The 26,433-nt window shown below is 58.6% G+C and carries 27 protein-coding genes and 1 rRNA gene; 14 read left to right on the forward strand and 14 right to left on the reverse strand.

All coding sequences use genetic code 11. The annotated features are described in order from the left end of the window. The first annotated feature begins 5 nt into the window (after positions 1–5). On the forward strand, positions 6–518 hold the full coding sequence (locus ACLM45_RS11120) for a hypothetical protein (protein ID WP_415409326.1): 513 nt from the start codon (positions 6–8) through the stop codon (positions 516–518). Here the strand turns inward: ACLM45_RS11120 and ACLM45_RS11125 are convergent. From ACLM45_RS11125 to ACLM45_RS11145, 5 genes are read right to left on the reverse strand one after another with little or no spacing between them, the layout of a single operon-like run. Further along, on the reverse strand, positions 488–1,306 hold the full coding sequence (locus ACLM45_RS11125) for a uroporphyrinogen-III synthase (protein WP_006043055.1): 819 nt from the start codon (positions 1,304–1,306) through the stop codon (positions 488–490). The genes ACLM45_RS11120 and ACLM45_RS11125 overlap by 31 nt on opposite strands. After that, a complete protein-coding gene (locus tag ACLM45_RS11130; protein WP_415411421.1) occupies positions 1,303–2,511 on the reverse strand; it encodes a glycosyltransferase in 1,209 nt (402 codons plus the stop codon). The genes ACLM45_RS11125 and ACLM45_RS11130 overlap by 4 nt, the downstream gene beginning before the upstream one ends. A gap of 36 nt (positions 2,512–2,547) precedes the next feature. Then, on the reverse strand, positions 2,548–4,176 hold the full coding sequence (locus ACLM45_RS11135; RefSeq protein WP_415409327.1) for a glycoside hydrolase family 3 N-terminal domain-containing protein: 1,629 nt from the start codon (positions 4,174–4,176) through the stop codon (positions 2,548–2,550). Continuing rightward, complete coding sequence (gene rbfA / locus ACLM45_RS11140) at positions 4,163–4,585, reverse strand: 30S ribosome-binding factor RbfA (RefSeq protein ID WP_006043058.1); 423 nt, start codon at positions 4,583–4,585, stop codon at positions 4,163–4,165. The genes ACLM45_RS11135 and rbfA overlap by 14 nt, the downstream gene beginning before the upstream one ends. A 1-nt stretch (position 4,586) precedes the next feature. Continuing rightward, on the reverse strand, positions 4,587–4,793 hold the full coding sequence (locus tag ACLM45_RS11145; protein ID WP_006043059.1) for a DUF751 family protein: 207 nt from the start codon (positions 4,791–4,793) through the stop codon (positions 4,587–4,589). A 59-nt stretch (positions 4,794–4,852) separates the two neighbouring features. Here ACLM45_RS11145 and ACLM45_RS11150 point away from each other — a divergent pair, with 59 nt between their 5' ends. Further along, positions 4,853–5,581, forward strand: a complete 729-nt coding sequence (locus tag ACLM45_RS11150) for a glutathione S-transferase family protein (protein ID WP_415409329.1) — start codon at positions 4,853–4,855, stop codon at positions 5,579–5,581. On the opposite strand, the gene ACLM45_RS11155 is transcribed toward ACLM45_RS11150, so the two are convergent. Continuing rightward, entirely contained in the window at positions 5,550–6,239 is a 690-nt protein-coding gene (locus tag ACLM45_RS11155) for a DUF6816 family protein (RefSeq protein WP_415409331.1), read from the reverse strand. The two genes, ACLM45_RS11150 and ACLM45_RS11155, sit on opposite strands and share 32 nt — an antisense overlap. A 31-nt stretch (positions 6,240–6,270) precedes the next feature. Between ACLM45_RS11155 and ACLM45_RS11160 the strand changes: the two genes are divergently transcribed. Further along, the gene (locus ACLM45_RS11160; protein ID WP_415411422.1) at positions 6,271–6,534 is read left to right on the forward strand and encodes a chlororespiratory reduction protein 7; all 264 of its coding nucleotides are present in this window, start codon (positions 6,271–6,273) and stop codon (positions 6,532–6,534) included. A gap of 3 nt (positions 6,535–6,537) precedes the next feature. On the opposite strand, the gene ACLM45_RS11165 is transcribed toward ACLM45_RS11160, so the two are convergent. After that, a complete protein-coding gene (locus ACLM45_RS11165) occupies positions 6,538–7,113 on the reverse strand; it encodes a shikimate kinase (RefSeq protein WP_415409332.1) in 576 nt (191 codons plus the stop codon). 51 nt (positions 7,114–7,164) lie between these two features. On the opposite strand from ACLM45_RS11165, the gene ACLM45_RS11170 reads away from it, so the two are divergent. Further along, complete coding sequence (locus ACLM45_RS11170) at positions 7,165–8,085, forward strand: 6-carboxytetrahydropterin synthase (protein ID WP_006043064.1); 921 nt, start codon at positions 7,165–7,167, stop codon at positions 8,083–8,085. Positions 8,086–8,097: 12 nt separating this feature from the next. Continuing rightward, the gene (locus ACLM45_RS11175; RefSeq protein WP_415409334.1) at positions 8,098–8,784 is read left to right on the forward strand and encodes a RibD family protein; all 687 of its coding nucleotides are present in this window, start codon (positions 8,098–8,100) and stop codon (positions 8,782–8,784) included. Here the strand turns inward: ACLM45_RS11175 and ACLM45_RS11180 are convergent. Next, positions 8,739–9,167 carry a hypothetical protein gene (locus ACLM45_RS11180; RefSeq protein ID WP_415409335.1) on the reverse strand — a complete coding sequence of 143 codons (429 nt, stop codon included), beginning with the start codon at positions 9,165–9,167 and terminating at the stop codon, positions 8,739–8,741. The genes ACLM45_RS11175 and ACLM45_RS11180 overlap by 46 nt on opposite strands. Positions 9,168–9,283: 116 nt before the next feature. On the opposite strand from ACLM45_RS11180, the gene ACLM45_RS11185 reads away from it, so the two are divergent. Further along, positions 9,284–10,465, forward strand: a complete 1,182-nt coding sequence (locus ACLM45_RS11185; protein WP_415409336.1) for a GNAT family N-acetyltransferase — start codon at positions 9,284–9,286, stop codon at positions 10,463–10,465. 24 nt (positions 10,466–10,489) lie between these two features. Next, positions 10,490–10,864 (forward strand): DUF4346 domain-containing protein, encoded by a 375-nt coding sequence (locus tag ACLM45_RS11190; protein ID WP_415409338.1) that lies wholly within the window; start codon positions 10,490–10,492, stop codon positions 10,862–10,864. Positions 10,865–10,889: 25 nt separating this feature from the next. On the opposite strand, the gene ACLM45_RS11195 is transcribed toward ACLM45_RS11190, so the two are convergent. Beyond that, a complete protein-coding gene (locus ACLM45_RS11195; protein WP_006043069.1) occupies positions 10,890–12,464 on the reverse strand; it encodes a B12-binding domain-containing radical SAM protein in 1,575 nt (524 codons plus the stop codon). A 48-nt stretch (positions 12,465–12,512) separates the two neighbouring features. Between ACLM45_RS11195 and ACLM45_RS11200 the strand changes: the two genes are divergently transcribed. Then, positions 12,513–12,713 carry a hypothetical protein gene (locus ACLM45_RS11200; protein ID WP_415409339.1) on the forward strand — a complete coding sequence of 67 codons (201 nt, stop codon included), beginning with the start codon at positions 12,513–12,515 and terminating at the stop codon, positions 12,711–12,713. Here ACLM45_RS11200 and ACLM45_RS11205 read toward each other — a convergent pair. Further along, positions 12,700–13,926, reverse strand: coding sequence for an MFS transporter (locus tag ACLM45_RS11205; protein ID WP_006043071.1), 1,227 nt, complete (start codon positions 13,924–13,926; stop codon positions 12,700–12,702). The genes ACLM45_RS11200 and ACLM45_RS11205 overlap by 14 nt on opposite strands. Next, positions 13,923–15,329 carry a 30S ribosomal protein S12 methylthiotransferase RimO gene (gene rimO, locus ACLM45_RS11210; protein WP_415409340.1) on the reverse strand — a complete coding sequence of 469 codons (1,407 nt, stop codon included), beginning with the start codon at positions 15,327–15,329 and terminating at the stop codon, positions 13,923–13,925. Before rimO ends, ACLM45_RS11205 begins: the two co-directional genes overlap by 4 nt. A gap of 70 nt (positions 15,330–15,399) precedes the next feature. Here rimO and ACLM45_RS11215 point away from each other — a divergent pair, with 70 nt between their 5' ends. Continuing rightward, positions 15,400–16,341 (forward strand): vitamin K epoxide reductase family protein, encoded by a 942-nt coding sequence (locus ACLM45_RS11215; RefSeq protein WP_006043073.1) that lies wholly within the window; start codon positions 15,400–15,402, stop codon positions 16,339–16,341. A gap of 22 nt (positions 16,342–16,363) precedes the next feature. Here ACLM45_RS11215 and nadB read toward each other — a convergent pair whose 3' ends face one another. The 3 genes from nadB to ACLM45_RS11230 form a co-directional block, all read right to left on the reverse strand. Next, complete coding sequence (nadB, locus tag ACLM45_RS11220; protein ID WP_415409342.1) at positions 16,364–18,046, reverse strand: L-aspartate oxidase; 1,683 nt, start codon at positions 18,044–18,046, stop codon at positions 16,364–16,366. A gap of 53 nt (positions 18,047–18,099) precedes the next feature. Beyond that, complete coding sequence (gene psbU / locus ACLM45_RS11225; protein WP_415409343.1) at positions 18,100–18,477, reverse strand: photosystem II complex extrinsic protein PsbU; 378 nt, start codon at positions 18,475–18,477, stop codon at positions 18,100–18,102. A gap of 114 nt (positions 18,478–18,591) precedes the next feature. Next, positions 18,592–19,311, reverse strand: coding sequence for a DUF3120 domain-containing protein (locus ACLM45_RS11230; RefSeq protein WP_415409345.1), 720 nt, complete (start codon positions 19,309–19,311; stop codon positions 18,592–18,594). A gap of 147 nt (positions 19,312–19,458) precedes the next feature. Between ACLM45_RS11230 and ACLM45_RS11235 the strand changes: the two genes are divergently transcribed. The 5 genes from ACLM45_RS11235 to ACLM45_RS11255 all read left to right on the forward strand — a co-directional run bounded on the left by ACLM45_RS11235 (position 19,459) and on the right by ACLM45_RS11255 (position 26,417). Then, positions 19,459–20,319: an undecaprenyl-diphosphate phosphatase gene (locus tag ACLM45_RS11235; protein ID WP_006043077.1), complete on the forward strand. Its 861-nt coding sequence runs from the start codon at positions 19,459–19,461 to the stop codon at positions 20,317–20,319. 19 nt (positions 20,320–20,338) lie between these two features. Further along, positions 20,339–21,736 carry a TIGR03279 family radical SAM protein gene (locus tag ACLM45_RS11240; RefSeq protein ID WP_415409346.1) on the forward strand — a complete coding sequence of 466 codons (1,398 nt, stop codon included), beginning with the start codon at positions 20,339–20,341 and terminating at the stop codon, positions 21,734–21,736. 24 nt (positions 21,737–21,760) lie between these two features. Then, positions 21,761–23,518, forward strand: coding sequence for a TolC family protein (locus tag ACLM45_RS11245; protein WP_415409347.1), 1,758 nt, complete (start codon positions 21,761–21,763; stop codon positions 23,516–23,518). A gap of 10 nt (positions 23,519–23,528) precedes the next feature. Next, positions 23,529–24,332 (forward strand): inositol monophosphatase family protein, encoded by an 804-nt coding sequence (locus ACLM45_RS11250; RefSeq protein WP_415409348.1) that lies wholly within the window; start codon positions 23,529–23,531, stop codon positions 24,330–24,332. Positions 24,333–24,932: 600 nt separating this feature from the next. Continuing rightward, positions 24,933–26,417 (forward strand): 16S ribosomal RNA (locus ACLM45_RS11255). The last annotated feature ends 16 nt before the right edge of the window (positions 26,418–26,433 follow it).

Genomic DNA, 26,433 nt, shown 5'->3' on the forward strand with positions numbered 1-26,433 from the left:
TCAGTTTGGCCGGACTGCTCTGGATCCTGATCAGCGCTTGCGGCAGTGACTCAACTCAGAACGCTGCGCCTGGGTTAAAGCCGCCTGAGGTTGAAGACGTTGCCTCTGAACCCTCCGAGACTTCTCCTGATCGGCTCGTCCCGTCCTCCTCGTTTGTGCCCCTGCCCAGTCTTGAGCAGGTGCTCAGCGCCGTTCCCGATGGCCGCCCTGATCCCTTTGCTCCTGTGGCTTCTGCTGGTTCAATAACGGCTCCTGCGCCCAGTGCATCCGATGCTGATCAACAGCCGAGCCTTGTGCTCCAGGTTCAAGGGGTGCTCGCAGTCGGTGGTCGGCGTCGTGCGCTGGTGACCACAGCGGAAGGATCCGGACCGGTCTGTGTCGGCGAGAGAGGTCGTTGCCCTGGCGACTCGAGCGCTTTACTCCCCGTGGGATGGGTGGTGCAGGCCATCGACCTGCGCCGCGGCTGCCTCACTGTTTCGGTGGCCGGTCAAACAGAATCTCCGTTCTGCATTGCCTGAACACAAGCCATCACCAGGCCCTCGAGATCATGGGGATGGGCTTCCTGGTCCACACGGCCCAGCAGCTTGCGGCACCGTTCACTGGTCTGCGGACCGATCGACACCACGGCAGCCCGTTGGAGCTGGGTTGTCGCCTCCTCCTCCCCCATGCTCTGTGCCAGCAGATGTGTGGTGTGCAGCACCGTTTTGCCGCTGGTGAAACAGATCGCATCCACTGACCCGGCTCGCAAGGCATCCAGCGTTGCTGCTGGGATCGCCTCCGGACAGCGGGACTCGTAAGCCGGCACCTCCACAACCCGTGCGCCGGCTTCACCGAAAGCTTCCGCCAGAACGGTGCGGCCGCCGCTCTGGACCCGTGGCAGCAGGATGCGCAGTCCCCAGCCAGACACCGGGAAGTGTTCGATCAGGCTGTCGGCGACAAACTCGGGGGGCACGAAATCCGCCTCTGAGCCCAGCTCCTCCAGGCGTCTGGCGGTCTTGCGTCCCACCGCTGCAATTTTGAGGCTTGCCGGTCGATGGGCCAGGGTCCGCCCCTGCTTCTGCAGCCGATCTTCCACAGCTTCCACTCCGTTCGCGCTGGAGACGATCAGCCAGTGAAAGGTGTCCCATTCAGCCAGAGCATCGTCGAGGGCGCCCCAGTGATCCGGAGGGCCGATCTCCAGAGCCGGCAAATCGAGAACCTTGGCCCCGAGTGCTTCCAGCAGTCGGCGGCCTTCACTCTGCTGCTCCACCGCTCGGGTCATCACCACGGTGCGTCCCTGCAGCGGAGAGGCCTCGTCAGTGGTCATTGCGCGCTCCCGTCCAATTTCACAATCCCGCTCACCTGGGCCTGAAGAGCCCCGGCCTCCTTGGCACGGTTCTGTTGACGGAGCTTGTCGATCGCTGCGCGGAAGCTGGCGCGCGCACCGTCGATATCGCCACCCATCAGTCGCGCGACGGCGAAGTTCTGGTGGCTTTCCGCGTGATCGGGATTGAGCTCGAGTGAACGCTCGTAGGCGCGCAGGGATGCGGCGAGGTCGCCCCGGCGTCGTTCCATCAGGCCGAGGTTGTACCAGGCCAGTGCTACTTCAGGGGCACGCTGGCAGGCTGTGGTGGTGAGCTGAATCGCCTCATCCAGCTGATTGGCCTGCATCAGCAAGGCGGCCAGGTTCAGCCGGGCACCGAGGCTCAAACGCACATCCAAGGCCAGATCCAGCGCCTGCCTGTAGTAGCTCTCAGCTGCATCAGCATCCTCAGGTGCCAAGGCGATCCCCAGATTGAGCAGCAACTCATAGCGCTCAGCCGTTCTTCCTGCTCCATCCGGAAGCTGCCCGAGCCCTTTGCGCAAGAGATTCACGCCTCGCTCATGGTTGCCACTGCTCACCTCCAGTGCCCCGAGCTTGGTGCAGGCATAGGGATCATCCGGCTGATCCTCCAACCACTGCTCCATCGAAAGACGCAGTCGTTCGGCCTTGTCACTCTGGTTCAGGAGCTCAGGGCGGTAGCCGTCGTGCAGCAACGCCGGTTCAGCGCAGTTCGCCACCCGCCAATGCGGTTCCTGCTGCAGGATCTCGGTCACGCTGTCGTCAATCATCGAGTGATAAGGCCGACTCCAGCGGATTCGAGGATCCCGTCGGAACAGCCGGCTCACATTGGAATACGGGGCCATGGCAGCTCCCAGTTCGTGGCGAAGCAGATTGATCACCAGAACATCCGGTTGAGCCATCAGTGCTCGGATTGCCGGGATGGCCTCTGCGCGCAGGCGTTCATCGGCGTCCAGCACCAGCACCCAGTCCCCCTTCACGTGCTCGAGTGCCGCGTTTCTCGCTGGTGCGAAGTCCCCGGGCCAGTCCATCCGTTCCACTCGGGCACCGGCAGCTTCAGCCATCGCCACGGTGTTGTCCGTTGAGCCGGTGTCGAGCAGAACCATCTCGTCGACGATTCCTTTCACCGAGTTCAGGCAGGCAGCGATGCGCTCGGCTTCGTCGCGGACGATCATCGAGAGGCTGAGCATGATGTCGTCCCGCACTGGCGCCGAGATTAGAGCCGTTCAGTCGGTGAATTCGGTCCCCAGCTCCAGCGTGTTCTCGTCCCCAAGCAACTGAACCATCAGCATCTGCTGGGCAGCAGCCATCTGCCCAGGGCTGTAGGCGGCGGGGATGGTGTCGGGCAGAAGCGTTCGCAGGCTTTCCCATCGGTAGGGGCAGCCATACACAGCCATCCCTGCCAGGCGGTTCAGCCTCAGAAGCTGGCGGATGACTGCCGGCCATGGATTATCACGATCCCGGCCTGCGCGGAATGGGTTGCCGCGCAGAAACAGCTGCAGCAAAACCGGTCCGTCATCCAGGCGATCCAGGGCCAAAGGATTGTCTTCCTGTGGAGGTTCATGCCAGGGGCTGATCCCGAGGTCATGGCAGATGATCGGCCTGAATCCGCGGCTGGCGGGCCAGACGATGGCCGGAGCATCAGGGCGCAGGAATGGGCAGCTCAGCACTCCATCCACGCGGATCAGGGTCACACCGCCATCAGCGGGTGGATGCACCGGAGTCGCTCCCTGTCGTTCGAGGGTGGTGCTCACCAACTCGAGGGCGAGCTGATGCTCGTTTGTGGTTTCTCCCGCGTCAGGCGCTGAAGCGCCTTCGGGCCTGGCTTGGTCCCCGCTGCAGCGTTGCAGAGCGTCCCGACGTCTCTGCAGAGACTGCTCGAGGCGTAGGCAGGGGATGCGCCCGCTGTCGAGAGCTGCGCAGACAGCGTCAATGGCTTTGTCTGCATCGGCGGGCATCAGGATCAGGTCCGCCCCGGCTTCGAAGGCCTGCACTGCAGCCTCCCCAGGACCAACCAGGCCTGTGATCGCTTCCATCACCAGGGCATCGGTGACGATGAGTCCTTGGAAATCAAGAGAATCTCTGAGCAGGTCGGTCAGCACCCTGGGAGACAGGGTTGCGGGCCGATCGGCATCAAGGGATGGAATCATCAAATGCGCGGTCATTACGCTGTCCACCCCTGCAGCGATGAGCTGACGGAACGGCCTCAGTTCGATTTGATCGAGCCGCTCCCGCGAATGCTTCAGTATCGGCAGCTCCAGATGGGAATCCTGGGCTGTGTCCCCGTGCCCAGGGAAATGTTTGGCGCAACCAAGAACGCCTCCGGCCTGAAGGCCGCGCTGGAATGCTTCAGCCAGCGCAGCGGTGGCTTCAGGAACCTGGCCCCAAGCCCTCACATTGATCACTGGATTGGCCGGGTTGCTGTTGACATCGCAAACCGGCGCCAGCACCCAATTGAGTCCGCATCGGCGGGCCTGGTCAGCAGTGCATCGCCCGTAGCGTTCGGCAAGAAGCCTCGCCTTCGCCGGGTCGTTCGACTGCAGACGGCCCAAGGCCATCGGTGGGACCAGCCAGGTGGCGCCCTCAAAGCGCTGACCGACCCCCTCCTCCACGTCGGCGCAGAGCAGCAGATCCTCATCACCGGCCCAGGAGCGCAGCGTTCGGCAGCGCTGCTGCAGTTCTGTGGCCGTGCCTCCCAGGAGAATCACGCCGCCGACGCCGTTTGCCAGTAAGCGTTCAAGCTCCCCGTTGCTCAATTCCCAGCGGGGGTATCGCCGTTGGTGATCGCTGGAATGACCGCTGGCCCTCACCACCAGCAGCTGGGACACCGCCCGCCGCTGCTCAGCTGCGTTCATCGTCGTGGATTTCATGAGCGTCGTCACTGCCTGCCGGGATCTCCCCCCGCACCTGGCGTTCTCGCTCGAGGTCCCCAAGCAGCCCCAGAACGGAGGCTCCCTTCTCCAGGCCACGGTCGAGATGGAAGACCACTTCCGGTGCACGCCGCATCTTGAGACGACGACCGAGCTCCCCGCGCAGGAAGCTACTGGCTGCCTGCAGACCGTCCATCACTTGGGCTTTGCCTTCAGGGTCGGCCAGCACACTCACGAAGATCTTGCAGTGCTGAAGATCCCCGCTCACCTCCACCCCGGTGATGCTGATCAGCCCCTGATGCACCCGTTCATCGCGGATGCCATGAATGAGCAGTTCACTCGTCTCCTTGCGGATCAGAGCTGCGACACGTTCTACCCGTCGTCCAGGAGCCATCTCAGCTCATTGGTGCTGAAGACACCATGGCACGCAACACCAGTCCGAGGCTGATGAAGCCACTGATTAAGGCTCCGATCAGTGCCACAGCGGTCACGGGATTGCTGCGCCGGCGGGCCAGCGGTTCCGCAACGGAATTCAGCACGCCAAGGCTGAACGCGATCAGATATCGCGGATAGCGGGTCACATTGACGAAGAACTCGCGCATGGCGATGGCGTTGATCCGTTTCTCATGGCTACTCTGCCGGTCCCTGCCCCGGTCTGGACATGCTGGAGCTCCACCAGTTCCGCCACTCCGCCTTCTGCATGAAGGTGCGGATGACGCTCCACGCCAAAGACCTGAGTTTTCGTGAGGTAGAGGTCACTCCTGGGCTGGGTCAACTGTCTGTTTTTCGGATCTCGGGTCAGCGACAGGTCCCGGTTCTGGTTGACGGTGATCAGGTGTTCGCTGATTCCAGCGCCATCTGCCGGTATCTCGAAACGCTGCAACCCGAGCCCGTCCTGCTTCCTTCCGATCCGCTCCAGAGAGCCCAGGTAGAACTGATTGAAGATTGGGCTGACACCACCCTGGCTGCGTCAGCCCGGGCAGCGCTTCTGCAGGCTGCAGCTGACGACACCCAGCTCAGGTCGGCTCTTCTGCCCGATGATCTGCCGGCACCCTTGCGACAGGTCATGTCTGGGGTTCCAGGTGGGTGGTTGAGCAACTTGGGGGATTTGCTCGGTCAAGAGCAGAGGGCGTCCATGCTTTCTAGTCTCATGGCTCTGGCCGAAGGCCTCGACAAGAACGAGCACCTGGTAGGCAACACACTCACCTTGGCGGATCTTGCTGTGGCCGCTCAGCTCTCCTTGCTGCGTTTCCCTGGCTCCTCAGGAGATTCTTTGGCTGGCCGCGGCGTTCCTGGTCTCAGCGATCATCCCCGCCTTCAGTCCCTATTCCATTGGCGCGATCAGCTGGAGGCCCAGCTCATTCAGCGGGATCCTGCGGCAGCCGAGTGAGCACCAGCCGAAATCGGCTGCTTCGTCCGGCGAGGCTTTGATCCGTCTGCAAGCCAGGAGCCCCATAACTCACCTGGCGCTGATCCCCACAGATATCTGATCCGCATTGTTCGTAGCGCGTCAGCGTCTCGATTCTGCTCAGTCTGGGTGCTCCCGGGCCATGCACGATCTGCAGCACGAGCTCATCACTCAGGAATTCTTCGGTGCCGCTTTCTGTGGACACCACGGCCTGACGGCGGCCGATCACGCTGGTTTCCAGCAGAACATCACCGCTGAGCCTCGCCAGTTGACGGTTCACACGCTCTGGATCCTGCTCGACCGATAGCAGCTTGTCCCCCAGCAGCGCTTTGCCGATGGCTGTGGCATTGAAAGAGCGGTCACCGACCAGCTGTCCCGCCTGATTGCGTTTGAAGCGAGCCTTGTGCAGCAGCGTGGATTCGTTCTCAAGACGTGAACCATCACGGTCGAGCGTGTCGCTTTGCACCTGCCAGTCGCCCGCGAACCAGTCGGGATAGATCAGATCTTGTCGGGCACGCGGCCGGGGAAGAGGTGCAGGCAGGGACCACTCGGGCCATTCCATTGCGCGTTGCTCCAGCAGGGAGGCCTGGGCTGGTGCTGCTGCGTCCGCACCCGACACCATGAACAGCTGCAGCAGCATGGTGAACATCACACTCAACAGCCGCCGCTTCATGTCAGACCCCCTGATCCGATCACTCGATCACTATGTAGTGCTTGTTCCGGGTGAATCGGAACAGCTTCTATCAGCCGCCGCCACCTTGACATGGCTGGCTGAACGACTGATGGCTCTCAGTCCATGGCCGGAGGATCTTCGTGGATGCGACGGTGCAACCAAAGCCGCAGAACGCCTCCTCGACACCGCCTGTGAACTGGAGCTCTCGCCGGGTGTCCGCGTGCAGTGGTACGCCGTCCGTCTGGAACCGCCTCAGAACTGATGGTCAATCGGGTCGCTGTTTCGGTGGGTCTTGGATCAGCGTTGGCAACAAGTTCAGAATTCCGTCCGCCACCGCATCCGGTGGCTCAGCATCGATCACTACGGTGAGATCGGCCTCTGAATACATCGGCCGACGTGTCATCAAGAGCCTGTCCAAAGCCATGGCAGGGTCCTGTTCTTGCAGCAGGGGTCGAGGGGTGTCGTCCTTCTCCAGTCGCTTCAACAACTGTTGTCGCTCCACGTCCAGCCAGATCACGACCCCCTGGTGCATTGCTCCCCAGTTTTCAGGGCGGGTGACTGCGCCGCCGCCTGTGGCCACAACGAGGGAGTGGCGCTGACTAATCGCGCTGAGCACCTGGGTCTCGAGGCTTCGGAATCCGCTTTCACCATCGCGCTTGAAAATCTCGGGAATGGTGCAGCCTGCGGCTTGCTCAATCACGGCATCGGCATCCACAAAGCCGTATTGCAAACGTTGGGCGAGGGGCCGCCCGGTGCTGGTTTTGCCGCTCCCCATCATCCCGACGAGATACAGGTTGCGGCCGCCGAGCCGCTGTCTGAGGGAAGGGACGGGATCCAGCATGGCTCCGAATTGCCGTTAGCTCATTAGGATGCCTCCCGGCCGGACCTTCACATGACTGAAACGAAGTCGATTGCCCGGCACGGCCAGGGCCGCGGTTGTGTGATCACCCGCCGAGCCTGTTTCAGCGCCAGTCATCGCTACTGGTTGCCGGAACTCTCTGCTGATGACAACGCAGCCCGCTTCGGTGCCTGTGCGCTGGCTCCCGGTCATGGACACAACTACGAGCTCATCGTGTCGATGGCGGGTGACCTCGATGCCGATGGCATGGTGCTCAATCTCTCCGAGGTGAAGCACGCCATCCGCAAGGAGGTCACCGATCAGCTCAATTTCCGATTCCTGAATGACGCCTGGTCGGATTTTGATGTGTCAAGACCGGAAGGTTGCCTGCCGACCACCGAAGCGCTTGTGCATCGCATCTGGCAACGGCTTGCACCGCATTTGCCGATCACGGCACTCCGCCTTTACGAACAACCGGGCCTCTGGGCCGACTACCTCGGACATCCCATGGACGCCTTCCTCACCATCCGCACCCACTTCGCTGCCGCCCACCGTCTTGCAAGACCGGAGCTGAGCCAGGAAGAGAACGAGCGCATTTACGGCAAATGTGCTCGTCCCCATGGTCATGGTCACAACTACCTGGTGGATGTGACGGTCCGTGGTGCCATCGACCCACGCACCGGCATGGTCTGCGATCTCTCCGCGCTCCAGCGACTTGTGGATGATTTGGTGGTGGAGCCCTTCGATCACACCTTCCTTAACAAGGATGTGCCCTTCTTTGCTGAGTGCGTGCCCACTGCGGAAAACATCGCTCTGCACATCGCCGACCGTCTTTCGGGTCCTGTGGGTGCCATTGGTGCCCAGCTCCACAAGGTGCGCCTTCAGGAAAGTCCCAACAACGCGGCTGAGGTGTACGCCGAGATGCCTCAGCTCGAAATGACACCAGCCACGTTGGAAGCGACGGCCGGGGTCTGATCGCGTCCCTGGATGACTCTTCAGACAACAGTCAGGCTGGTGCTGGCCGTCAGCCTGGACGGACGTTTGGCCTATCCCCAGGGAGGCCCTTCCCAGCTTGGGGGGGTCGGTGATCGCAAGGCTTTAGAGGAAGCCTTGGCCTGGTCTGACGGGGCATTGATCGGAGCTGGAACCCTGCGGGCGCATCGTTCCAGTTGTCTGATTCATGCGCACGATTTATTGGAGCAGCGCCAAGCGGCGTGTCGTTCTCCACAGCCCGACCTTTTTGTGGTGAGTCGCCAAGCGGATTTCCCTCTGCATTGGCCGTTTTTTCAGCAACCCTTTGCGCGTTATCTGCTGACCCCGGGGGGCGGCGGTGCTAAGGGATTCAATGATGGCTATCCCCTCGCTGCGTCGTGGACCGAGTCCTTGGCCAGCCTGGCTGTCCGTGGCTGGTCAAAATTTGTGCTCTTGGGAGGGGCTGGTCTTTGCGAATCGATGCTGGCGGACGATGCCGTAGACGAGCTGCAGCTCACGCTCTGCCCGCGACTTCTCGGTGGCCCTTTTTGTTGGGTGCCGTCCTTGGCCCCAGCACTCCCTGAAAACCTGGCCGGGGCTGATGCCTGGTTGCTGGAGCACAGCCATCCTCTTGGCGGCGGTGAGCTGCTGGTGCGTTACCGGCGTAACCGGAGCATCAGGTCTTTGAGAGGAAGGTCCTGAAGACCTGTGGCCGGCAAGCCAAGAAGAGAAGCCAGGCAGCGTTTGACCACCACCTGGGTGTCGTCTCCCACCCGACCGCTGATCAGTTCACTGACGATGCCGAGTTCTCTCCCACTGCGAGAGGCTTCGCGGATCAAGCATTCGCTGGCTGGCAGCGCCAGGTCACGACAAGGTTGCAGAACCGTTTCGTCAATGCCGGATATCAGCTCACCCAGAGGCAGGGAGCTGATATCGATCCTGCCAATAGCACGCTTGGCGATTCGCTGGCATTCCCCGGCAAGCTGCTGCTCCACCCTGGGCCGCATCAACTGCAGCAAGGGCTCCAGCAGCCCGGCCCTGGCCTCGATCGCCATCGTGCTGATGCCTACGGCCAAGAAGGCCATCAGCAAAGGTTGCCAAGGTCTTCTCCAGATCAAGGGTCGACGACATTGACTCTTGATCTTCGCCCCCTTGATCTCACCTCGTTAGGGTTCGACTACGGCACATGGATTGGCCTGAGATGGCGTCGCTCTCGGCTCGCTGGCATCGAAGCATCAGCGAGATTCCGGAGGAGCGGTGGGACGATCTGGTCGGTGATCAGGTTTCTCCTTTTTACCGCTGGCGATGGTTGCTGGCGTTGGAGCGTTCCGGCAGCGTCTCCCCCGATCAAGGCTGGCAGCCCCTGCACCTGTCGTTGTGGCGCGACGACAACGATCTCGTGGCTGTGGCCCCTCTGTATCTCAAGGGTCACAGCTATGGCGAATTCGTGTTTGATCAGTCTTTCGCGCGCCTGGCCGGTGATCTTGGGCTTCGTTATTATCCGAAATTGATCGGGATGAGTCCGGTCAGCCCCGTGCAGGGTTATCGCTTCCATCTGGCCGCCAGTGAAGACGCCCAGGAGCTCACCACGCTGATGCTCGGCTTGATCGATGACTTCGCAGCACGGCACGGAATTCTCAGCTGCAATTTTCTCTATGTCGATCCCGCCTGGCAGCCACTCGCTCAATCAGCCGGTTGTGCCGGCTGGCTGAATCAGCAGAGTCAGTGGTCCGCTGACGGACAGCAGACCTTCAGCGACTACCTCGCTGGTTTCAATGCCAATCAGCGTCGCAACATCAAACGGGAACGCAAGGCCGTGCGGAATGCAGGAGTCACCGTGACACCGATCACCGGTGACGCTCTTAGCCCTGCTCTGGTGTCGAGAATGCATGATTTCTACGAGCAACACTGTGCTCGCTGGGGAGCCTGGGGTAGCAAATACTTGGATTCCAGCTTCTTTGATCAACTGTGTGAGCCCTCACTGGCTCAGCATGTCGTGCTCTTCAGTGCCCATCGTGGAGATGTGGATCTCCCTGTTGCCATGTCGCTTTGCGTCAGAGACGCCCAGCATCTCTGGGGGCGCTACTGGGGAAGTGATGAGGAGATTGATTGTCTGCACTTCGAGGTGTGTTACTACGCACCGATCGAGTGGGCACTGCAGCAGGGGTTGGTGAGTTTCGATCCAGGTGCTGGTGGAAGCCACAAGCTGCGAAGAGGTTTCTCGGCCATGGCCCGCACCAGTCTTCATCGCTGGTATGACCCGCAGATGGATGCTCTGATCCGTTCGTGGCTACCGCGTGCCAATGCCTTGATGCGTGAGGAGATCGAGGCCATCAATGCGGATCTGCCGTTCCGTGCTCAACCTCCTGATTTGGTGAGCTGACCTTCGGATTCGTAAGGTGATCTGATGATAGATGGCACCCTCTCTCTCGATGATCAGCTTTCCCAGCGTTTCATCGCACTGGATCCCAGCGGATATTTTCTGATTCGGGTTGATGAGGATGCAGGGCAGTTGGTGGCCGAGCACTATCGCAATGATGTTGACTCCAAAGGCCGAGCAACCGACCCAGAAACCGGTGAGGTGCTCAGTTGCCGGGGCGGAAGCCAACGCACTCCCTCTTTTTCTTATCGAGGGCGAACGGCCAAAGAGCTGGGAATCGCGCTCACGGAAGGTGATGGACCCCATCCGGTGAGCTGTCTTGATCATGCCCTCTATCTCGGACGGGAACTCCAGAAAGCAGAAGAGTGCTTGTTGAAGGGAACGACGTACGTTCAGGATTGAGCCTTTTTGAACGTAGTCCTCGCTCTCAGACGGGTTGAAGTTCCTTGGACGCGCTGGGTTCTTCAGGTGGCAGTGATTCAAGTTGTTCCCTGATCTCGCTTTGAACGATCGAGCGGTACTCGAGAAAGTGCTCGTTGTGAGCCAGAACCACGAGGAATTGCTCCAAAAGAGCCGGATTCTGCATCGCCATACCAAGCATGTAACGCCAGAAGCGTCCACGGGTGTTTCGCTTCAGACCTTGGCGCCAAATCACGATTGAAAGAGCTCGGAGATCAGTCAAGCTCGGCAGCTGGGTGGATCCCTTCCAGCGAGGAGCGCCCATCTTCAAGTAGTAGGAATACACCCGATCCATGTAGGCATTGGGTTCGTACAGAGCGCAGAAAGCCTCCACGTACTCGTTGGCGATGTCCCGAATCGGTCTTGTGGGTTTGAAATTCAGGAGGTTGGTCTGATTCACGCCCTTTGCGGCGTCTTTGTCTTGGATCAGGCGGCCTTCCTTCTCGAGGCGATACCAAAGAGCGGTATTGGGGAGGGCCTGCAACATCCCCATCATCGCCGCGGGAATGCCCGTTCGCGTCACGAAGTCCACGATGCGACGACCTGCACCATCTTTTTCACCATCGAAACCGATGATGAACCCAGCCATCACGCGGATGCCATTGGCGGTGATGCGATCCACGGCCGCGTCAAGAGGATTGCGTGTGTTTTGGATCTTGCGGGAGGTTTCGAGGCTGGCCTCATCGGGCGTTTCAATGCCGAGGAACACACTTTCGAAACGGGCTTCATGCATCATTCGCATCATCTCGTCGTCATCGGCAAGATCCACTGAAGCCTCAGTGGCGAAGCTGAAGGGATAACCACGCTCTTCTTGCCAGCGTTTGATTTCGGGAAGCAGCAACTTGGCATTGCGCTTATTGCCGATGAAGTTGTCGTCCACAAGGAAGATGGATCGTCTCCAGCCGAGGTCGTACAGGCTTTGAAGCTCGGCCACCAGCTGGTCAGGCGTTTTGGTGCGGGGTTTGCGGCCGTAAAGAACGATGATGTCGCAGAACTCGCAATTGAAGGGGCAGCCCCGGGAAAACTGAACGCTCATGGAGTCATAAGCGTCGAGTTCGAGCAGATCGAAGCGGGGGATGGGGGTCGACGTCACATCCGGTTTTTCACCTTCTGAGCTGAACCGCCCGCCGCTGTCTCCCCTTTGGATGGCTTCGACAAACATCGGGAGGGTAATTTCTCCTTCATCCAGCACCTTGAAATCAGCATCCGCGATTTCGGGAGCGTCAGGTGTTGAGCTGGCGTAGGGCCCCCCAACGGCTACAGGAAGACAGCGACGCTTCGCTTCTTCGATCTGAACCTGCATGTCGTCCTTCTGGACGATCATTCCTGAGATCACGACCAATTCAGCCCAGTTCCACTCGGCTTCTGTGACCTCGCGAACATTGCGGTCAACCAGCTTCATCTCCCATTCCTGGGGGAGGAGAGCTGCCACAGTGACAAGTCCGAGGGGTGGGAGCAGAACCTTGCGGTTCACGAGTTCAAGGATTTTTTCGTAGCTCCAGAACGTCTTCGGGAACAGGGGATAGATGAACAGGGTGCGCATAATCCGAAGTCGCGTTTGTTGAGCTCTGGTGCTGACGGTCGACCCTGCTTGCAGACCCGTCCGATTCCTTTTGATTTCGATGCACGCAAGCTTAGGCGGGATCTGTCGTCTAGAGACCCGATTTCTGATCTAATGGTCCTGCATTCTGTGACTGCAATGGGAGTTGTTATTTATCTCGGCCTGGTGGGCGCTGGTCTCGTCACCGCAGCCGCCATCAGCTTGGTGTTACGTGGAATCAAACTGATTTGATCTCGGTCAGAACAGTGCCCCCACGGCGGCGAATTTCGACCAAAGCCAACACAACTCCGATCCCACCGGTGATGGCAAATGTGGCGGGCAGGCCAACGCTGATGCTCAACTGAGCTGCGATCAGGCCGCTGATTCCACCGCCGCCAAGAAAGGCAATCTGACTGAGTCCGGCCATACGGCCTCGCAAAATCTGATTGGATCCCACCTGGGTGATGAGGTTGCTGCTACTCAAAAGGCCTGCTGTTCCAGCGCCGATTAAAAAAGTCATCAGCAGGATGAACGAGATACTTCCTCCTCGCGCCATACCAAGCTGAGCCACAGCTGTGACCAGGCCAAACCCGGCGAGCGTTAGAGATGGACGCCTGCAGAAACTGTGACTGTTGCGTTGAAGAACGATTCCTCCAGCAATGCTCCCTAAGGCCAGAACACTGGTGAAAAGCCCCAGATCCATTGGGTCTGTTCCCAACTCCTGAGCGGCAATCAATGGGGCAAGCCCAGGGTGGAAAAAGCCAACGATGCACATCATTCCTGTGAACAGAACCACACGACGCAGGGTGGAGCCGCAGTCTCTCCAAGCCACTGCAAGCGACGATTCCTCGGTTGATGTACTGCGCTGCTCTCGCTCGAGCCGGGGATGAAGTAGCCAGATGACGCTGGCGATCGGCAGGAGGTAAGTGGCTGCATCGAGGGTCAGCGCTGTAGCGGGACCTGTGAGTGTGACAAGCCAGCCACCAATGGGCGGCCCCACTAATTTGCCAACGTTGAAGACCACGGAGAAACTCGTCAGATAAGGAGCGAGCTGGGCGTTGTCGTCAACCAGAAGAGCGCAGTACTTGTTGCGAGCTGTGAGTTCATAGGCCCCAGCGATCCCCACCAGAAGGGTGCTGGCCAGCAACATCAACACCTGAGGCAACCCATCTAGCCAAGGAATGGCGACAGCTCCCACGAGGCCTGATCCCAGCAGGGCCCATTGCGCCTGGATCAAAACCTTTTCACAGCCGATGCGATCGGTGCGGACCCCTGCCGGTCCGCTCACCAGCAGGGTTGGCAGCGACAGCGCTGCAAAATGAAGCGCCAGCACCATCGGGGCGGCGGTTTCATCCATGAGAATCCATCCCTTCGCTGTCAATCCGGCGAAGGATCCGGCGGTACTGACGCCAGAGGCGATCAGGAAAATGATGCGTTGGCGTTCATGCAAACCACTCCAGCTCACAGGTCGGCCCGTGCCGAGGCCACCATCGATGCCGCACCCACGATCTCTGCGCGGAGGTCGTAGATATCCGATCCTGTGATCTGGACAGGGATCATGGTCCCTGGTGCAGCCTGTAATCCGTCGGCCCTGGGCTCGACGTGAACCTCCCCATCCACCTCTGGTGCGAATCGGCCACAGCGACCGATCATCGCGCCGTTCGCAGGGTTGTGCTGTTCGATCAGGGCATCCACCGTGCGGCCGACCCAGCGCGCGTTGGCCGCTGCAGAGATGGGTTGCTGAAGCGTCATCAGACGATCTTTCCTAGCCATGGCGATGTCGGCATCGACGGGGTCGGGTAATTCGGCCGCGGCCGTTCCCTGTTCCGGCGAAAAGGTGAACACCCCGACGTGATCGAACCGTTGCCGCTCCAGAAAACTCGCCAAATGCTCGAACTGCTGCTGAGTTTCCCCTGGAAAGCCGACGATCAAGGTGGTGCGCAGCACCGCGTCGGGTAATTGGCTTCTGATCTGATCGAGCAGCCGCTCATTCACATCGGCTTGCCAGGGGCGATTCATGGCGCGCAGCACCTCTGGATGGCTGTGTTGCAGTGGCAAGTCGAGATAGGGCAGCACATTGGGCACATCCCTGTACGCACTGATGACCTCGTTGGTTAGGCCTGTGGGGTAGGCGTAGTGAACACGGATCCAGGGAATCTCCACCTCCCCGAGGGCCTGAAGCAGATCTGCCAAGCGTGGGCGCCCATACAGGTCTAGGCCGTAATTGGTGGTGATCTGGCTGATCAGGATCAGTTCTTTCACGCCTTCCGCTGCCAGCTGATGCGCTTCTGCCACGATTGATTCAATTGGTCTCGAGCGCTGATTGCCTCGGAGGTGGGGAATGATGCAGAAGGCGCAGCGGTAGTCACAGCCTTCGGCAACTTTCAGGTAGGCCACGGCCTCTCCGGTGGTGCGATGGCGCGGAAGTCGCTCGTCGGCCACGAAGGTGGGCGTTTTGCTGACCCGGTTCACCCGTTCTCCGGCCTCCACCCTCTCCAGCACTTCCACGATGTGCTGGTAGTCGCCAGTTCCCACAATCGCCTTCGCTTCGGGGAGGGATTCCAGAAGCTCTTCCTGGAAGTGCTGGGCCAGGCATCCGGCGATGATCAGCTCCTTTCCCTGCTCAGCCAACCCGACCAGCGTCCGCACGGATTCTTCCCTTGCGTCCTGAATGAAGCTGCAGGTGTTCACAACCACCACGCTCGCGTCGGATTCATCGCTGCTCACCCCATAGCCCGCTTCACTTAGAAGACCGAGCATGTGTTCGGTATCGACTCGGTTCTTCTCGCAGCCCAGATGGGCAAACGCCACCGTTGGCTTGGTGCTGGCCCCGTCTCGGCCAGGACGTCGGTCCGGGGACATGGGCATGGCGAATCAATCAGTCACCATAAATCCCGTTCCCACTCCTGCCAGAATTCACCCATTCTCTGCAGTTCGCATGGCCGCCAGCAGACTGACCAGCCGCCGTCGCCAAGACCAGGGCTCCAAATGGGTGCGGATCGCCATGGCCGTGCTGGCCACCGTAGGCGTGATCGATACCGGTTCGATCACTCTTAAGCGTTGGGGTCTGCTGGGCAATCTCAACTGCCCGATGTCCGCGGACGGTTGCGACAAAGTCCTCAACAGTCCTTGGGGAACGCTCTTTCAGGGAGACGGTTTCAGCGTCCCGCTCTCGTTTGTGGGGTTTCTGGCCTACTTGGCTGTGTTGATCATGGCCCTGGTTCCTCTCTTGCCAGGACTGTCTGAAAATCGCGGCGATCTGGCACGGCGCACTTGGTGGGGACTATTCGCTGTATCCCTCGGAATGGCGGTCTTCAGTCTTGTGCTGGTAGGCCTGATGGTGTTCAAGATCCAGGCGTTCTGTTTCTTCTGCGCTCTGTCCGCCACCCTGGCCATTCTTCTGTTGATTCTCGCTGTGGCTGGCGGGGGCTGGGACGACCCGTCCAAGCTGTTCTTCCGTGGCTTCCTCCTGGCGCTTGCCGTGTTGCTGGGAAGTTTGATTTGGGCCTCCGTTCTCGATCCGGAGCGTCCGGATGTCGCAGTCACGGGCCCTGGCGCGCCTCCTTTGGTGACGACTGAAAGCACACCGGCCAAGGTGGCTCTGGCGGAACATCTCACTGCCAATGGTGCCGTGATGTACAGCGCTTACTGGTGCCCCCACTGCCACGATCAGAAACAGGCGTTCGGCAAGGAAGCAGCGAAAAAACTCACGGTGATTGAGTGCGCTGCGGATGGCCAGAACAGCCAGCGTTCTCTGTGTGAGAGCAAGAAAATCGAGGGTTTCCCCACCTGGGAAATCAACGGAAAACTGGATTCAGGCGTCAAGCCCTTGGATGTGCTGGCGCGTCTTTCCGGTTTCAAGGGGGGGAGTGATTTTTAAAGGGTGATGTGGCCTGGTTCCTTCAATCGATGACCGGTCGGGTGTGGATGGTCTTGCCTTTGACCTGGCGGCTGTGGCATCGCCACTGCGGAAGTGGTGTCGGGGCATCACCGCGGAAGTGGCCTCCCCGGCTTTCGGTGCGAAACAGGCAAGCCTCAAGCAGCAGTCGGCTTGCCTGCTGGCGGTGATGAAGGTCCAGGAGAAGATTGATGTTGCTGCGACAGCTCTCTTCCAGCAGGAAGCATCGGTCTTTGTCCTGACGACGCATCGCCTCAAGAAGAGGGCTGGATTGCAGCGCCGCGTTGGCCTTGAGAAGCTCCCGCAAGGTCTGTCGCATCCCGATCACATGTCGATCGACTCCAGCTACATCCCAGCAAGCTGATCGGAGCGAGTTGATCGATTGGCTCAGGGATTCAGCAGCAGGCCCTGGCCCTGGCATTGGGATCTCCATCCCGAAAGGCTCCAGACCTTTGCTTGAAATTGTTCGTGCGCTGCGGTCATTAAGGGTGATGTCCCTGAGCCTCCCAGCGAATACAAGGCATTCCATCAATGAGTTGCTGGCCAACCTATTGGCACCATGCACCCCTGTGCTGGCCACCTCCCCAACGGCAAAAAGGCCGGGAATCGTTGTGGCCGCTTGCAGATCCGTGGCGACCCCTCCCATCCAATAATGCGCGGCTGGTGCCACTGGGATCGGATTCTGCAAAGGGTCGAGTCCGTATTCCCGGCAGCGCTCGAGAATCGTCGGAAAACGCCGTTTGGCCTTGTCTGCTGGAATTGGTGAGAGATCCAGCCCAAGACTGCTCAATCCTTGGTCGCGCATGCATCGCAGCAGGGCTCGGCTCACCTGATCGCGTGGAGCAAGATCGCGCTGGGGAAGCGCTTCCACAGGACTGCGCCCGAAGGGATCCACCAAGACGGCGCCTTCGCCACGGACGGCTTCGGAGATCAGAAAACAGGGCGCATCATCGCGTTTCAACGCCGTGGGATGGAACTGAACAAATTCGAGATCGTCGACTGCCGCACCGGCTTGCCATGAGAGAACGACGCCTTCACCACAGGCTTGGGGTGGATTCGTGGTGTTGGTGTAGAGATGGCCTCCGCCTCCTGTCGCCAGGACAACCGCTCGGGCTGCAACCCAATGCAGCCAAGGGCCATCAAGAACCTGAACCCCGCAGCAGCGTTGATCTTCAACCCAGAGTTGGGTGACCCGGACGCCGCGTCGATGGACCAAGCCTGGTCTGGCCTCGACGCGCTCTCGTAGGACATCCACCAAAGCCCTTCCGGTGCGGTCTTGCACGTGCAGGACCCGATGCTGGCTGTGGGCTGCTTCAAGTGTGGTCGCCAGAGACCCATCGGGATTGCGGTCAAACGCCATGCCGAGGGAGAGCAACCGGTCAACGCAGCGGGGTGCCTGGTCCACGAGGAGTCGAACGGCATGGCCATCGCAGAGTCCTGCACCTGCCTTCAGGGTGTCTTCCCCATGGCAGAAGGCGGAGTCATCAGGACCGGTGACGGAGGCGATTCCCCCCTGCGCCCAGCGACTTGAAGATCGTCGACCGGCATTCCGGTTGAGAAGGAGAACGTTCAGCTCAGCAGGGAGCTCCAGGCAGGTCATCAGGCCAGCTGCGCCTGCTCCAACAACCACGACATCCCAGGGGCCGTTGTGGATCGGATCCTGGGGTGTTAAACGCGCTTTGCTCATCGGAGCTTTTCGTAAACCACCGCTCGACCCGGCGGTTTAACCATGACGCATTCTCAGCGGTACTGCCCGTCGTTAATCCTGTCGAAGCCCTCGTTGAGCGCAATAGACGGTGCTGTCACAGTGAAATTGTCGCGGTACTTTTCGAAGAGTTCCTTCTGGCGCTCGGTGAGATCAAGAGACAACACGTCATCCACATTGTCGTAAGGACCGCCCAGCACGATTTTTCCGGCCAGGGTTGGGTACATCCCAGGAAATTGCTGGAAGCGCCGGACGGATGAATTGTTCAGATCAACCTTGTCGCCGCGCTCGGCAATCTTGTCGTCAGCCACATTGCGGATGTCAGCGGCCTGGACGCTGGAGGGCATGCTCAGGCTCATCAGCAAGCCAGCCATGACGACGAGACCTGTCAGCCAGGACAGCAGACGCTTCATGAAATTCTCCGTCTGAGAATCGGAAAGGGATGATGCCGGCAGAACCGACCAGCAAACCTTACAAGTGCTCTTCCCAGGCACCGGCATAAAACCACAGGGTTTTTGCAGTTCGTTTCAGATGAGACCGCTCAGGCCTGGTGCCAGCAAGGAAATCCCAAAGAAAACTCCATCAATGACCAAAGTGGTGAACAACACTGATGTTGCAACTGCCCATGCCGAAGAGTGGTCTCCAATCCGATCAACTCTGGAACGGCATTCGGACACCAACTTCGTGATCAATGACGCGGCAAGAATCACGACCAGGAGAGACTTTGGTGTTAAGACCTGAGAGGCTGCGCTGCGAAGCAGAGCTGGTGCCTGGTCGGCTGTGGCTGTGACCACCTCTGGCCACAGATTCATCACCCCGGAGATGGCCATCGAGAGATCGGTGAAGGCGGTTCCGATCAGGGACGCCAGATAAAAGGCGCAGGCGCAGCGCCACCGAGTGTTCAGTCCTCCCACTGCCAGAGGCAGGGCGAATGCCTCGACCGGTAAATGCAGAACAGGGTGAGCAGGCAACCACCCCCAAAACAAACTTCCTGCCATCCAGCTGCCACTGAATCCCAAGAGGAGGGCTCCAAGATCTCTCTGTCGGTTGTGATCGGCCTTGAGGTTGATCAGGATTCCCGCCCAGGCAAGGACAACCCCGAACAAACAAGAGCTGAACGGTTGGTGACGGACCCATGGTGCCTGCACAAACACAGGCATCACCACGAGAACAGAGGCCCAAAAGGGAAGCGATGTCAGAACGACTGAGGCAGGAAGCCTCTGCGTGCCCAGTGCCGGATTTTGCATCAGCCCACTGGACAAGGCCGCACCTCCAAACTGTCACGAAAGAATCGAAACCTTAGAAGATTTGAACGTGGCTGCGGGCTGAGTGCTCAATGTTGAGCAGCACTGGCGTCCTTGGCCTGATGGGCATAGCGTCCGACCACCCAACCATTGGAATCTGCGGTGTCGGAGCCCGGTCTTCTTGAAGCCATTTGGAGAGATTTCGTTCTCGGCGTTGTGCAGGGGCTTACTGAGTTTTTGCCCATCAGCAGCACAGCTCATCTCAAGATCGTGCCGGTGCTTGCCGGATGGGGTGATCCAGGAGTCTCTGTAACCGCTGTGATTCAACTGGGCAGCATCGTGGCGGTGATCGCTTACTTCAGAGCGGATCTGGCCGGTGTTTTGAGAGGGATGAGTGGTGCTCTGCTCAGGGGGCAGTGGCGGGAGCCGGAGGCACGGCTGGGTATCGCCATGGCGATTGGAACCATTCCGATTCTCTTCGCTGGGCTCGCGATCAAACTTTATTGGCCCGGTTATGAAACCTCGCCACTGCGCAGCGTGCCTGCAATTGCTGGTGTGTCCATCCTGATGGCTCTGCTTCTTGCTTTGGCAGAACGTTTGGGACCGCGCTCCAAGCAGCTCGATCAGGTGCAGGGACGGGATGGACTCGTTGTGGGCTTGGCTCAGGTCCTGGCACTGATTCCCGGTGTTTCCCGTTCCGGTAGCACCCTCACCGCTTCGCTGTTTGACAGTTGGAAACGGCCCGATGCAGCTCGGTTTTCTTTTCTGCTGGGCATTCCTGCCATCTCCATTGCTGGACTAGTCGAACTTAAAGATGCTTTCAGTGAACCCAGTGCTGGTGGGGTACTGCCCCTGATGGTGGGCATCATTTCTGCCGCGGTGGTGTCCTGGCTAGCGATTGACTGGTTACTCAAATTCCTGCAGCGACACAGCACCTGGGTGTTTGTGATCTACCGGCTGCTGTTCGGAGTTCTGCTACTGGTCTGGTGGGCCGGTCCTGGCTCAAACTGAAATCAGTCGAATCCATTCCGTGTGGAATGAACCCTCCGCAGGTGTTGCGGTTGCCGCTCTCGATCCGTCGAGCGTTGGACGTCAGCCCCAGCCCGCGATCGTTGCATCGGTGGAGCCTGGCTCGATCGGTGAAGATCTCGGCTTCGAACCCGGCGATCAGTTGCTGAGCATCAATGGTGTTCGACCGCGTGACCTCATTGATTACCGCTATCTGACCGTTGAGGAAGATCTCATCCTCGAGGTACGAGACAGCGAGGGGGAGCTCCATCGTGTGGAATTCGAAAAGGATGCGGATGATGGTCTCGGGCTTGCTTTTACAGAGGCGCTATTCGATGGCTTACGCCAATGCACCAATCGCTGCCCGTTCTGTTTCATCGATCAGCAGCCGCCAGGACATCGCGACAGCCTCTATCTGAAAGACGATGACTACAGGCTCAGTTTTCTTTATGGCTCTTACTTAACGCTGACCAATCTCGGTGAGGGCGACTGGAACCGGATTGAAGAGCAACGCCTCACCCCCCTCTTTGTGTCGGTGCATGCCACAGACCCAGGCCTCCGTTCTCGGTTGCTTGACAACCCACGGGCGGGTGAGCTGCTCCATCAGCTCCAGTGGTTCGCGCAGCGCGGATTGCAGATTCATGCACAGGTTGTGGTCTGCCCGGGGATCAACGACGGCGATGCTCTGATGCAGACACTCACTGACCTTGTGCGGTTTGGTGCTGGTGAATGGCCGGCTGTTTTATCAGTTGCAGTGGTTCCTGTTGGGTTGACGCGATTCAGGCCTGCGCAGGATGGACTTCGCGCTGTCACCCCGTCGGACGCTCTCAGGGTGATTCAGGCTGTGGAGCCGCTTCAGGACAAATTTCAGAGACAAATCGGCAGTCGGTTCGCCTGGCTGTCTGATGAGTGGTATTTGATGGCTGGTCAGCCTCTGCCGCCTAGAAGCAACTACGAAGATCTCCCCCAAGAGGAAAACGGTGTTGGCACCATCCGAGCGTTTCTTGAATCACTAGATCAGGCAACTCAGACGCTCCCTGAAAGGATCGATTCTCCGCTTCGCAGCAGTTGGGTGGTGGGCCGTTTGGTGGATCAGGCTCTGGCGCCAGTGCAAGCACGCCTCAATCAGGTTGATGGGGTGACGTTGTCGCTCCATGGGCTGCCGAGTCCCTACTGGGGCCAGGATCAGGTGGTGACCGGCTTGCTCACAGGCGAAGACCTTCTGCATGGACTCAGGGATCAAGTTTTGGGGGATCAGCTGCTCCTGCCTTCGGTGATGCTTCGCCAAGGAGAGCCTGTGTTTCTTGACGACATGACGCTTGATCAGCTGCAGCAGCAACTGCCAGCGCCGATCCGGATTGTGCATGGAGCAGCTGACATCGTGTCTGCTGTCCTGGGACAGCAAGTCAAAACCTCCTAAACTCCGTCCAGCCCCGGAATCGTTGTGCCTCGGACTGCTGCACGTCTCTTACTCATTGCGGGAGTTTTGCCCTTTGTCATTGGGGTTTCATCGAGGGCTCAGGAAGCATTGTCTGCTGGTTCTGCATCAACTGCAGATGGTTCGGAGCTCATTGACCAGTCGACCCTTCCAACTGCGACAGAAATCAAAGGCACAAGGCCGAAATCGGATCCTTCAGTCCTTCCTCCAGCCGCAACGACGCTTCCTGAGGGGCAAAAAACTCTCCAGGCGCCACCGCCACTCGCATTGCCTGATAAGCCTGCTCAGGTCAGGATTCGTGAGCTTCGCCCTCTCACGCTCGCCGAAGTTGAGCGTTTGGTTGAAGTCAACAATCCCAGCTTGAAAGCAGTCGCTAGCCAGGTACAACAGGCTAAATCATCTCTTCGTGCAGCACTGTCGTCCTGGTATCCCACTCTCAATCTCAACGCTAACGGATTGCCTCAATATCTCTCAGGAGAGCGGCAGACATTTAATACCGATTCCAACTTCAATCCTAATCAAAGTTCTGACTTCGATAATCCAAATAATCTCGATTCTTTGTCTGATCGGTCCTCCGGGGGGTCAAGACGCACTGTTTCATCGCGTTGGTCTGCGAATTTTGCCGCACAGTTGAATTGGAACCTTATCGACCCTGCAAGGGTTCCGCAGATTTCAGCCGCGCGAGATAATTATGAACGTACTCAAGACACGTATTTGATTGCACTGCGTGATCTTCGTCTTGAGGCAGCCAACGCTTTCTTCCAACTTCAGCGTCAAGACGAACAAGTACGAATTGGACAGCAGTCGGTAAGGGCTTCGCTGGTTAGTCTCCGCGACGCCAGAGCCCGTTACCAAGCAGGCGTGGCCACCAAGCTCGAAGTCTTAGAAGCTGAGACACAGCTTGCTCGCGATCAGCAGCTTCTCACCAATGCACTTGGTGCTCAGGTCTTCGCTCGTCGATCTTTGTCGAGTCTGATGGACTTGCCCCAAGACATCACCCCTACCTCTGCAACTCCCGCTCGTGTTGTCGGTTTGTGGGAGCCTTCACTTCAGGAAAGCATCATTGCGGCCTACACGTTCCGCGAGGAATTGGACCAGTTCCTGCTCGATATTTCTATTAATAACAGCAATGCCAACGCTGCTTTGGCTGCGGTTCAACCAGTTCTGAGTATTTTTAATAATTTCAATACGCAGCGTTTTCAAGGTGAAGCCAACGCGTTTCCCCCTGTTAATGATGACGTTAATGGGTGGAGTTTTGATAATTCTGTTGGTCTATCGGCCCGTTGGAATATTTTTGATGGTGGACGGGCGCGTGCCGAATACCGTCGTAACAAGCAGGCGGCAGAGGAAAGTCAATTCAATTTTGCTTCGGAGCGCGACAGAATCCGGCTTGAAGTTGAGCAGAGTTTCTATGAACTCAGGGATGCGCAGCAGAACATTCGCACGACAACAAGAGAAGTTCTGTCTGCCACCGAGTCCTTGCGGCTAGCACGGCTGCGTTTTCAAGCGGGTGTGACCACACAGCGTGAGGTCGTCGATAACCAGCGTGATCTCACCAGTGCTGAGGTGCGTTATGCCGACGCAATTCTCGATTACAACTCCAATCTTGCTGGATTAAGGCGGCGTACAGGGCTTGACCAAGTTGCGGCTTGTCCTGAGCTCAAGCTGCCAGGTACGAAGCCTGAGGTTGATGAAATGGAAGCTGTTCCGATCGAACCAGTCCCCAACATTCCAGCCTGTGAGGCTTCTCAGCTCGGCGCCTGAGTCTGGGCCTGTGACCCCAGCTCCTCTATCGCCGACTCAGCTGCTGGCTGTCCATCAACTGCTTGACCATGTTGCTGACAGACAACGTCAAGACTTTGGTCACATCGTGTCCGATGTCAAGCCAGATGGGAGTTTGATCACCGCTTGTGATCGCTGGAGTGATGCGACTTTGGTTCAAGGTCTTGGAGAGATTTCACCAGGGGAACGCACTCTTAGTGAGGAAGGCGACAAACGTTGCCCGAGTACGTCAGCGTTCTGGGTTGTTGATCCATTGGATGGGACAACCAACTTCGCTGCAGGTATTCCTTATTGGGCGATCTCAGTGGCGCGATTTGTGGATGGTCAACCGATGGAGGCGTTCTTAGAGATTCCTTCCTTGAAACAGCGCATCGTGGCGATTCGTGGTCGTGGTGCCTGGCGTAATGGCAAGCGGCTGACGACTGAAACCCGTCTGGCGGCAGGAAGTGCCTGCGTATCCCTGTGTAGCCGAGCAATTCGGGTGTTACAGCGCCGCCATCAGGAGCCGTTCCCAGGAAAGATTCGTCTTCTTGGGGTTGCCAGCCTCAATCTTGTGAGTGTGGCGATGGGGCAGACCGTGGCTGCATTGGAGGCCACCCCCAAGATCTGGGATCTTTCCGCGGCTTGGTTAGTGCTGTCGGAGCTTGGTTGCCCTGTTCTTTGGTTGCGTGAAGATCCAACCTCTCTTGTCCCCGGTCGTGACCTCTCTGATGTGGGTTTCCCAGTGCTCGCAGCCAGTTCCGAGGATCAGCTGACGCGGCTCAAACCTTGGGGGCAGTCCTTGCTTCTGTCTTAATGCGGTTTGTAGTTGCCTGAAAGGGGGTGGGGGGTGTTATGGTTATGGACTGCGCGGGGGGCTGAGGCCTGAAGCGCAGCTTTCAAGCATGAAGAGCGTGAGCTTGTAGTGTTTGGGAGTGCTTACAAGGCCAAAGGGGAGCGATCCCACGGTGTTGTAAGTTTCACAAGCGGTCGCGAGACCGCACCGCCAACCGCTTCTGCAAGGGAGCGCGACGGCAGAACCTGGACAACTGAAAAGTTTAGGAACTGACGCTTTCATCGCGTTTGTTGCTGATGACTCAACTGAGAAGTTGAGGAGTGAGTGATGAATGAAAGAGCGATGAAGGTGTGAGGTCCCGTCAACAACAATTCGTTGCGAAGAAGCATTGTGCTTACAACTTGGAAGTTTTCACGAGCTTTTGAGTTGTCGGTGTGCGCAATGTGGAGCAACAACCGGATCTGAGATCCTGGAAAGTCACGAAGGAGAGATTCTAAGTGCACTCTTTTGAACCCTTCTGTCAGAGGAAGGAGGCATCAACTGTGATCAGTACGCCAGTGCTGATGAATGGGTGAAGCAAATCATTTTGAGGATGCGCGAGCATTCAAGAGGAAATGATCTACAACGGAGAGTTTGATCCTGGCTCAGGATGAACGCTGGCGGCGTGCTTAACACATGCAAGTCGAACGAACCTTCGGGTGAGTGGCGGACGGGTGAGTAACGCGTGGGAATCTGCCCTCAGGAGGGGGATAACGGCTGGAAACGGCCGCTAATACCCCATATGCCGAGAGGTGAAATGAATTTCGCCTGAGGATGAGCCCGCGTCTGATTAGCTAGTTGGTGAGGTAAGAGCTCACCAAGGCATCGATCAGTAGCTGGTCTGAGAGGATGATCAGCCACACTGGGACTGAGACACGGCCCAGACTCCTACGGGAGGCAGCAGTGGGGAATTTTCCGCAATGGGCGAAAGCCTGACGGAGCAACGCCGCGTGAGGGATGAAGGCCTCTGGGCTGTAAACCTCTTTTCTCAAGGAAGAAGATCTGACGGTACTTGAGGAATAAGCCACGGCTAATTCCGTGCCAGCAGCCGCGGTAATACGGGAGTGGCAAGCGTTATCCGGAATTATTGGGCGTAAAGCGTCCGCAGGCGGCCCTTCAAGTCTGCTGTTAAAACGTGGAGCTTAACTCCATCATGGCAGTGGAAACTGTTGGGCTCGAGTGTGGTAGGGGCAGAGGGAATTCCCGGTGTAGCGGTGAAATGCGTAGATATCGGGAAGAACACCAGTGGCGAAGGCGCTCTGCTGGGCCATAACTGACGCTCATGGACGAAAGCCAGGGGAGCGAAAGGGATTAGATACCCCTGTAGTCCTGGCCGTAAACGATGAACACTAGGTGTCGGGGGAATCGACCCCCTCGGTGTCGTAGCCAACGCGTTAAGTGTTCCGCCTGGGGAGTACGCACGCAAGTGTGAAACTCAAAGGAATTGACGGGGGCCCGCACAAGCGGTGGAGTATGTGGTTTAATTCGATGCAACGCGAAGAACCTTACCAGGGTTTGACATCCTGCGAACCTCTTGGAAACGAGAGGGTGCCTTCGGGAGCGCAGTGACAGGTGGTGCATGGCTGTCGTCAGCTCGTGTCGTGAGATGTTGGGTTAAGTCCCGCAACGAGCGCAACCCACGTCTTTAGTTGCCAGCATTTAGTTGGGCACTCTAGAGAGACCGCCGGTGATAAACCGGAGGAAGGTGTGGATGACGTCAAGTCATCATGCCCCTTACATCCTGGGCTACACACGTACTACAATGCTACGGACAAAGAGCAGCAAGTTCGCGAGGACAAGCAAATCTCATAAACCGTGGCTCAGTTCAGATCGTAGGCTGCAACTCGCCTACGTGAAGGAGGAATCGCTAGTAATCGCAGGTCAGCATACTGCGGTGAATACGTTCCCGGGCCTTGTACACACCGCCCGTCACACCATGGAAGTTGGCCACGCCCGAAGCCGTTACTCCAACCCTTGTGGAGGAGGACGTCGAAGGTGGGGCTGATGACTGGGGTGAAGTCGTAACAAGGTAGCCGTACCGGAAGGTGCGGCTGGATCACCTCCTAACAGGGAGACAAACAAC

The organism is Synechococcus sp. A10-1-5-9 (assembly GCF_047716785.1).
Lineage (GTDB): Bacteria > Cyanobacteriota > Cyanobacteriia > PCC-6307 > Cyanobiaceae > Synechococcus_C.

Excerpts from the sequence above, each read along its gene's own strand:
- nadB (WP_415409342.1), bottom strand. The coding sequence starts at position 18,046 with ATGAGCAAAGCGCGTTTAACACCCCAGGATCCGATCCACAACGGCCCC.
- rbfA (WP_006043058.1), bottom strand. The coding sequence starts at position 4,585 with ATGGCTCCTGGACGACGGGTAGAACGTGTCGCAGCTCTGATCCGCAAG.
- ACLM45_RS11125 (WP_006043055.1), bottom strand. The coding sequence starts at position 1,306 with ATGACCACTGACGAGGCCTCTCCGCTGCAGGGACGCACCGTGGTGATG.
- rimO (WP_415409340.1), bottom strand. The coding sequence starts at position 15,329 with ATGCCCATGTCCCCGGACCGACGTCCTGGCCGAGACGGGGCCAGCACC.
- ACLM45_RS11185 (WP_415409336.1), top strand. The coding sequence starts at position 9,284 with ATGGCGTCGCTCTCGGCTCGCTGGCATCGAAGCATCAGCGAGATTCCG.
- ACLM45_RS11190 (WP_415409338.1), top strand. The coding sequence starts at position 10,490 with ATGATAGATGGCACCCTCTCTCTCGATGATCAGCTTTCCCAGCGTTTC.
- ACLM45_RS11170 (WP_006043064.1), top strand. The coding sequence starts at position 7,165 with ATGACTGAAACGAAGTCGATTGCCCGGCACGGCCAGGGCCGCGGTTGT.
- ACLM45_RS11215 (WP_006043073.1), top strand. The coding sequence starts at position 15,400 with ATGGCCGCCAGCAGACTGACCAGCCGCCGTCGCCAAGACCAGGGCTCC.
- ACLM45_RS11135 (WP_415409327.1), bottom strand. The coding sequence starts at position 4,176 with ATGAACGCAGCTGAGCAGCGGCGGGCGGTGTCCCAGCTGCTGGTGGTG.
- psbU (WP_415409343.1), bottom strand. The coding sequence starts at position 18,477 with ATGAAGCGTCTGCTGTCCTGGCTGACAGGTCTCGTCGTCATGGCTGGC.
- ACLM45_RS11130 (WP_415411421.1), bottom strand. The coding sequence starts at position 2,511 with ATGCTCAGCCTCTCGATGATCGTCCGCGACGAAGCCGAGCGCATCGCT.
- ACLM45_RS11165 (WP_415409332.1), bottom strand. The coding sequence starts at position 7,113 with ATGCTGGATCCCGTCCCTTCCCTCAGACAGCGGCTCGGCGGCCGCAAC.
- ACLM45_RS11160 (WP_415411422.1), top strand. The coding sequence starts at position 6,271 with ATGTCAGACCCCCTGATCCGATCACTCGATCACTATGTAGTGCTTGTT.
- ACLM45_RS11230 (WP_415409345.1), bottom strand. The coding sequence starts at position 19,311 with ATGCAAAATCCGGCACTGGGCACGCAGAGGCTTCCTGCCTCAGTCGTT.
- ACLM45_RS11145 (WP_006043059.1), bottom strand. The coding sequence starts at position 4,793 with ATGCGCGAGTTCTTCGTCAATGTGACCCGCTATCCGCGATATCTGATC.
- ACLM45_RS11180 (WP_415409335.1), bottom strand. The coding sequence starts at position 9,167 with ATGGCCTTCTTGGCCGTAGGCATCAGCACGATGGCGATCGAGGCCAGG.
- ACLM45_RS11195 (WP_006043069.1), bottom strand. The coding sequence starts at position 12,464 with ATGCGCACCCTGTTCATCTATCCCCTGTTCCCGAAGACGTTCTGGAGC.
- ACLM45_RS11155 (WP_415409331.1), bottom strand. The coding sequence starts at position 6,239 with ATGCTGCTGCAGCTGTTCATGGTGTCGGGTGCGGACGCAGCAGCACCA.
- ACLM45_RS11150 (WP_415409329.1), top strand. The coding sequence starts at position 4,853 with ATGCTGGAGCTCCACCAGTTCCGCCACTCCGCCTTCTGCATGAAGGTG.
- ACLM45_RS11175 (WP_415409334.1), top strand. The coding sequence starts at position 8,098 with ATGACTCTTCAGACAACAGTCAGGCTGGTGCTGGCCGTCAGCCTGGAC.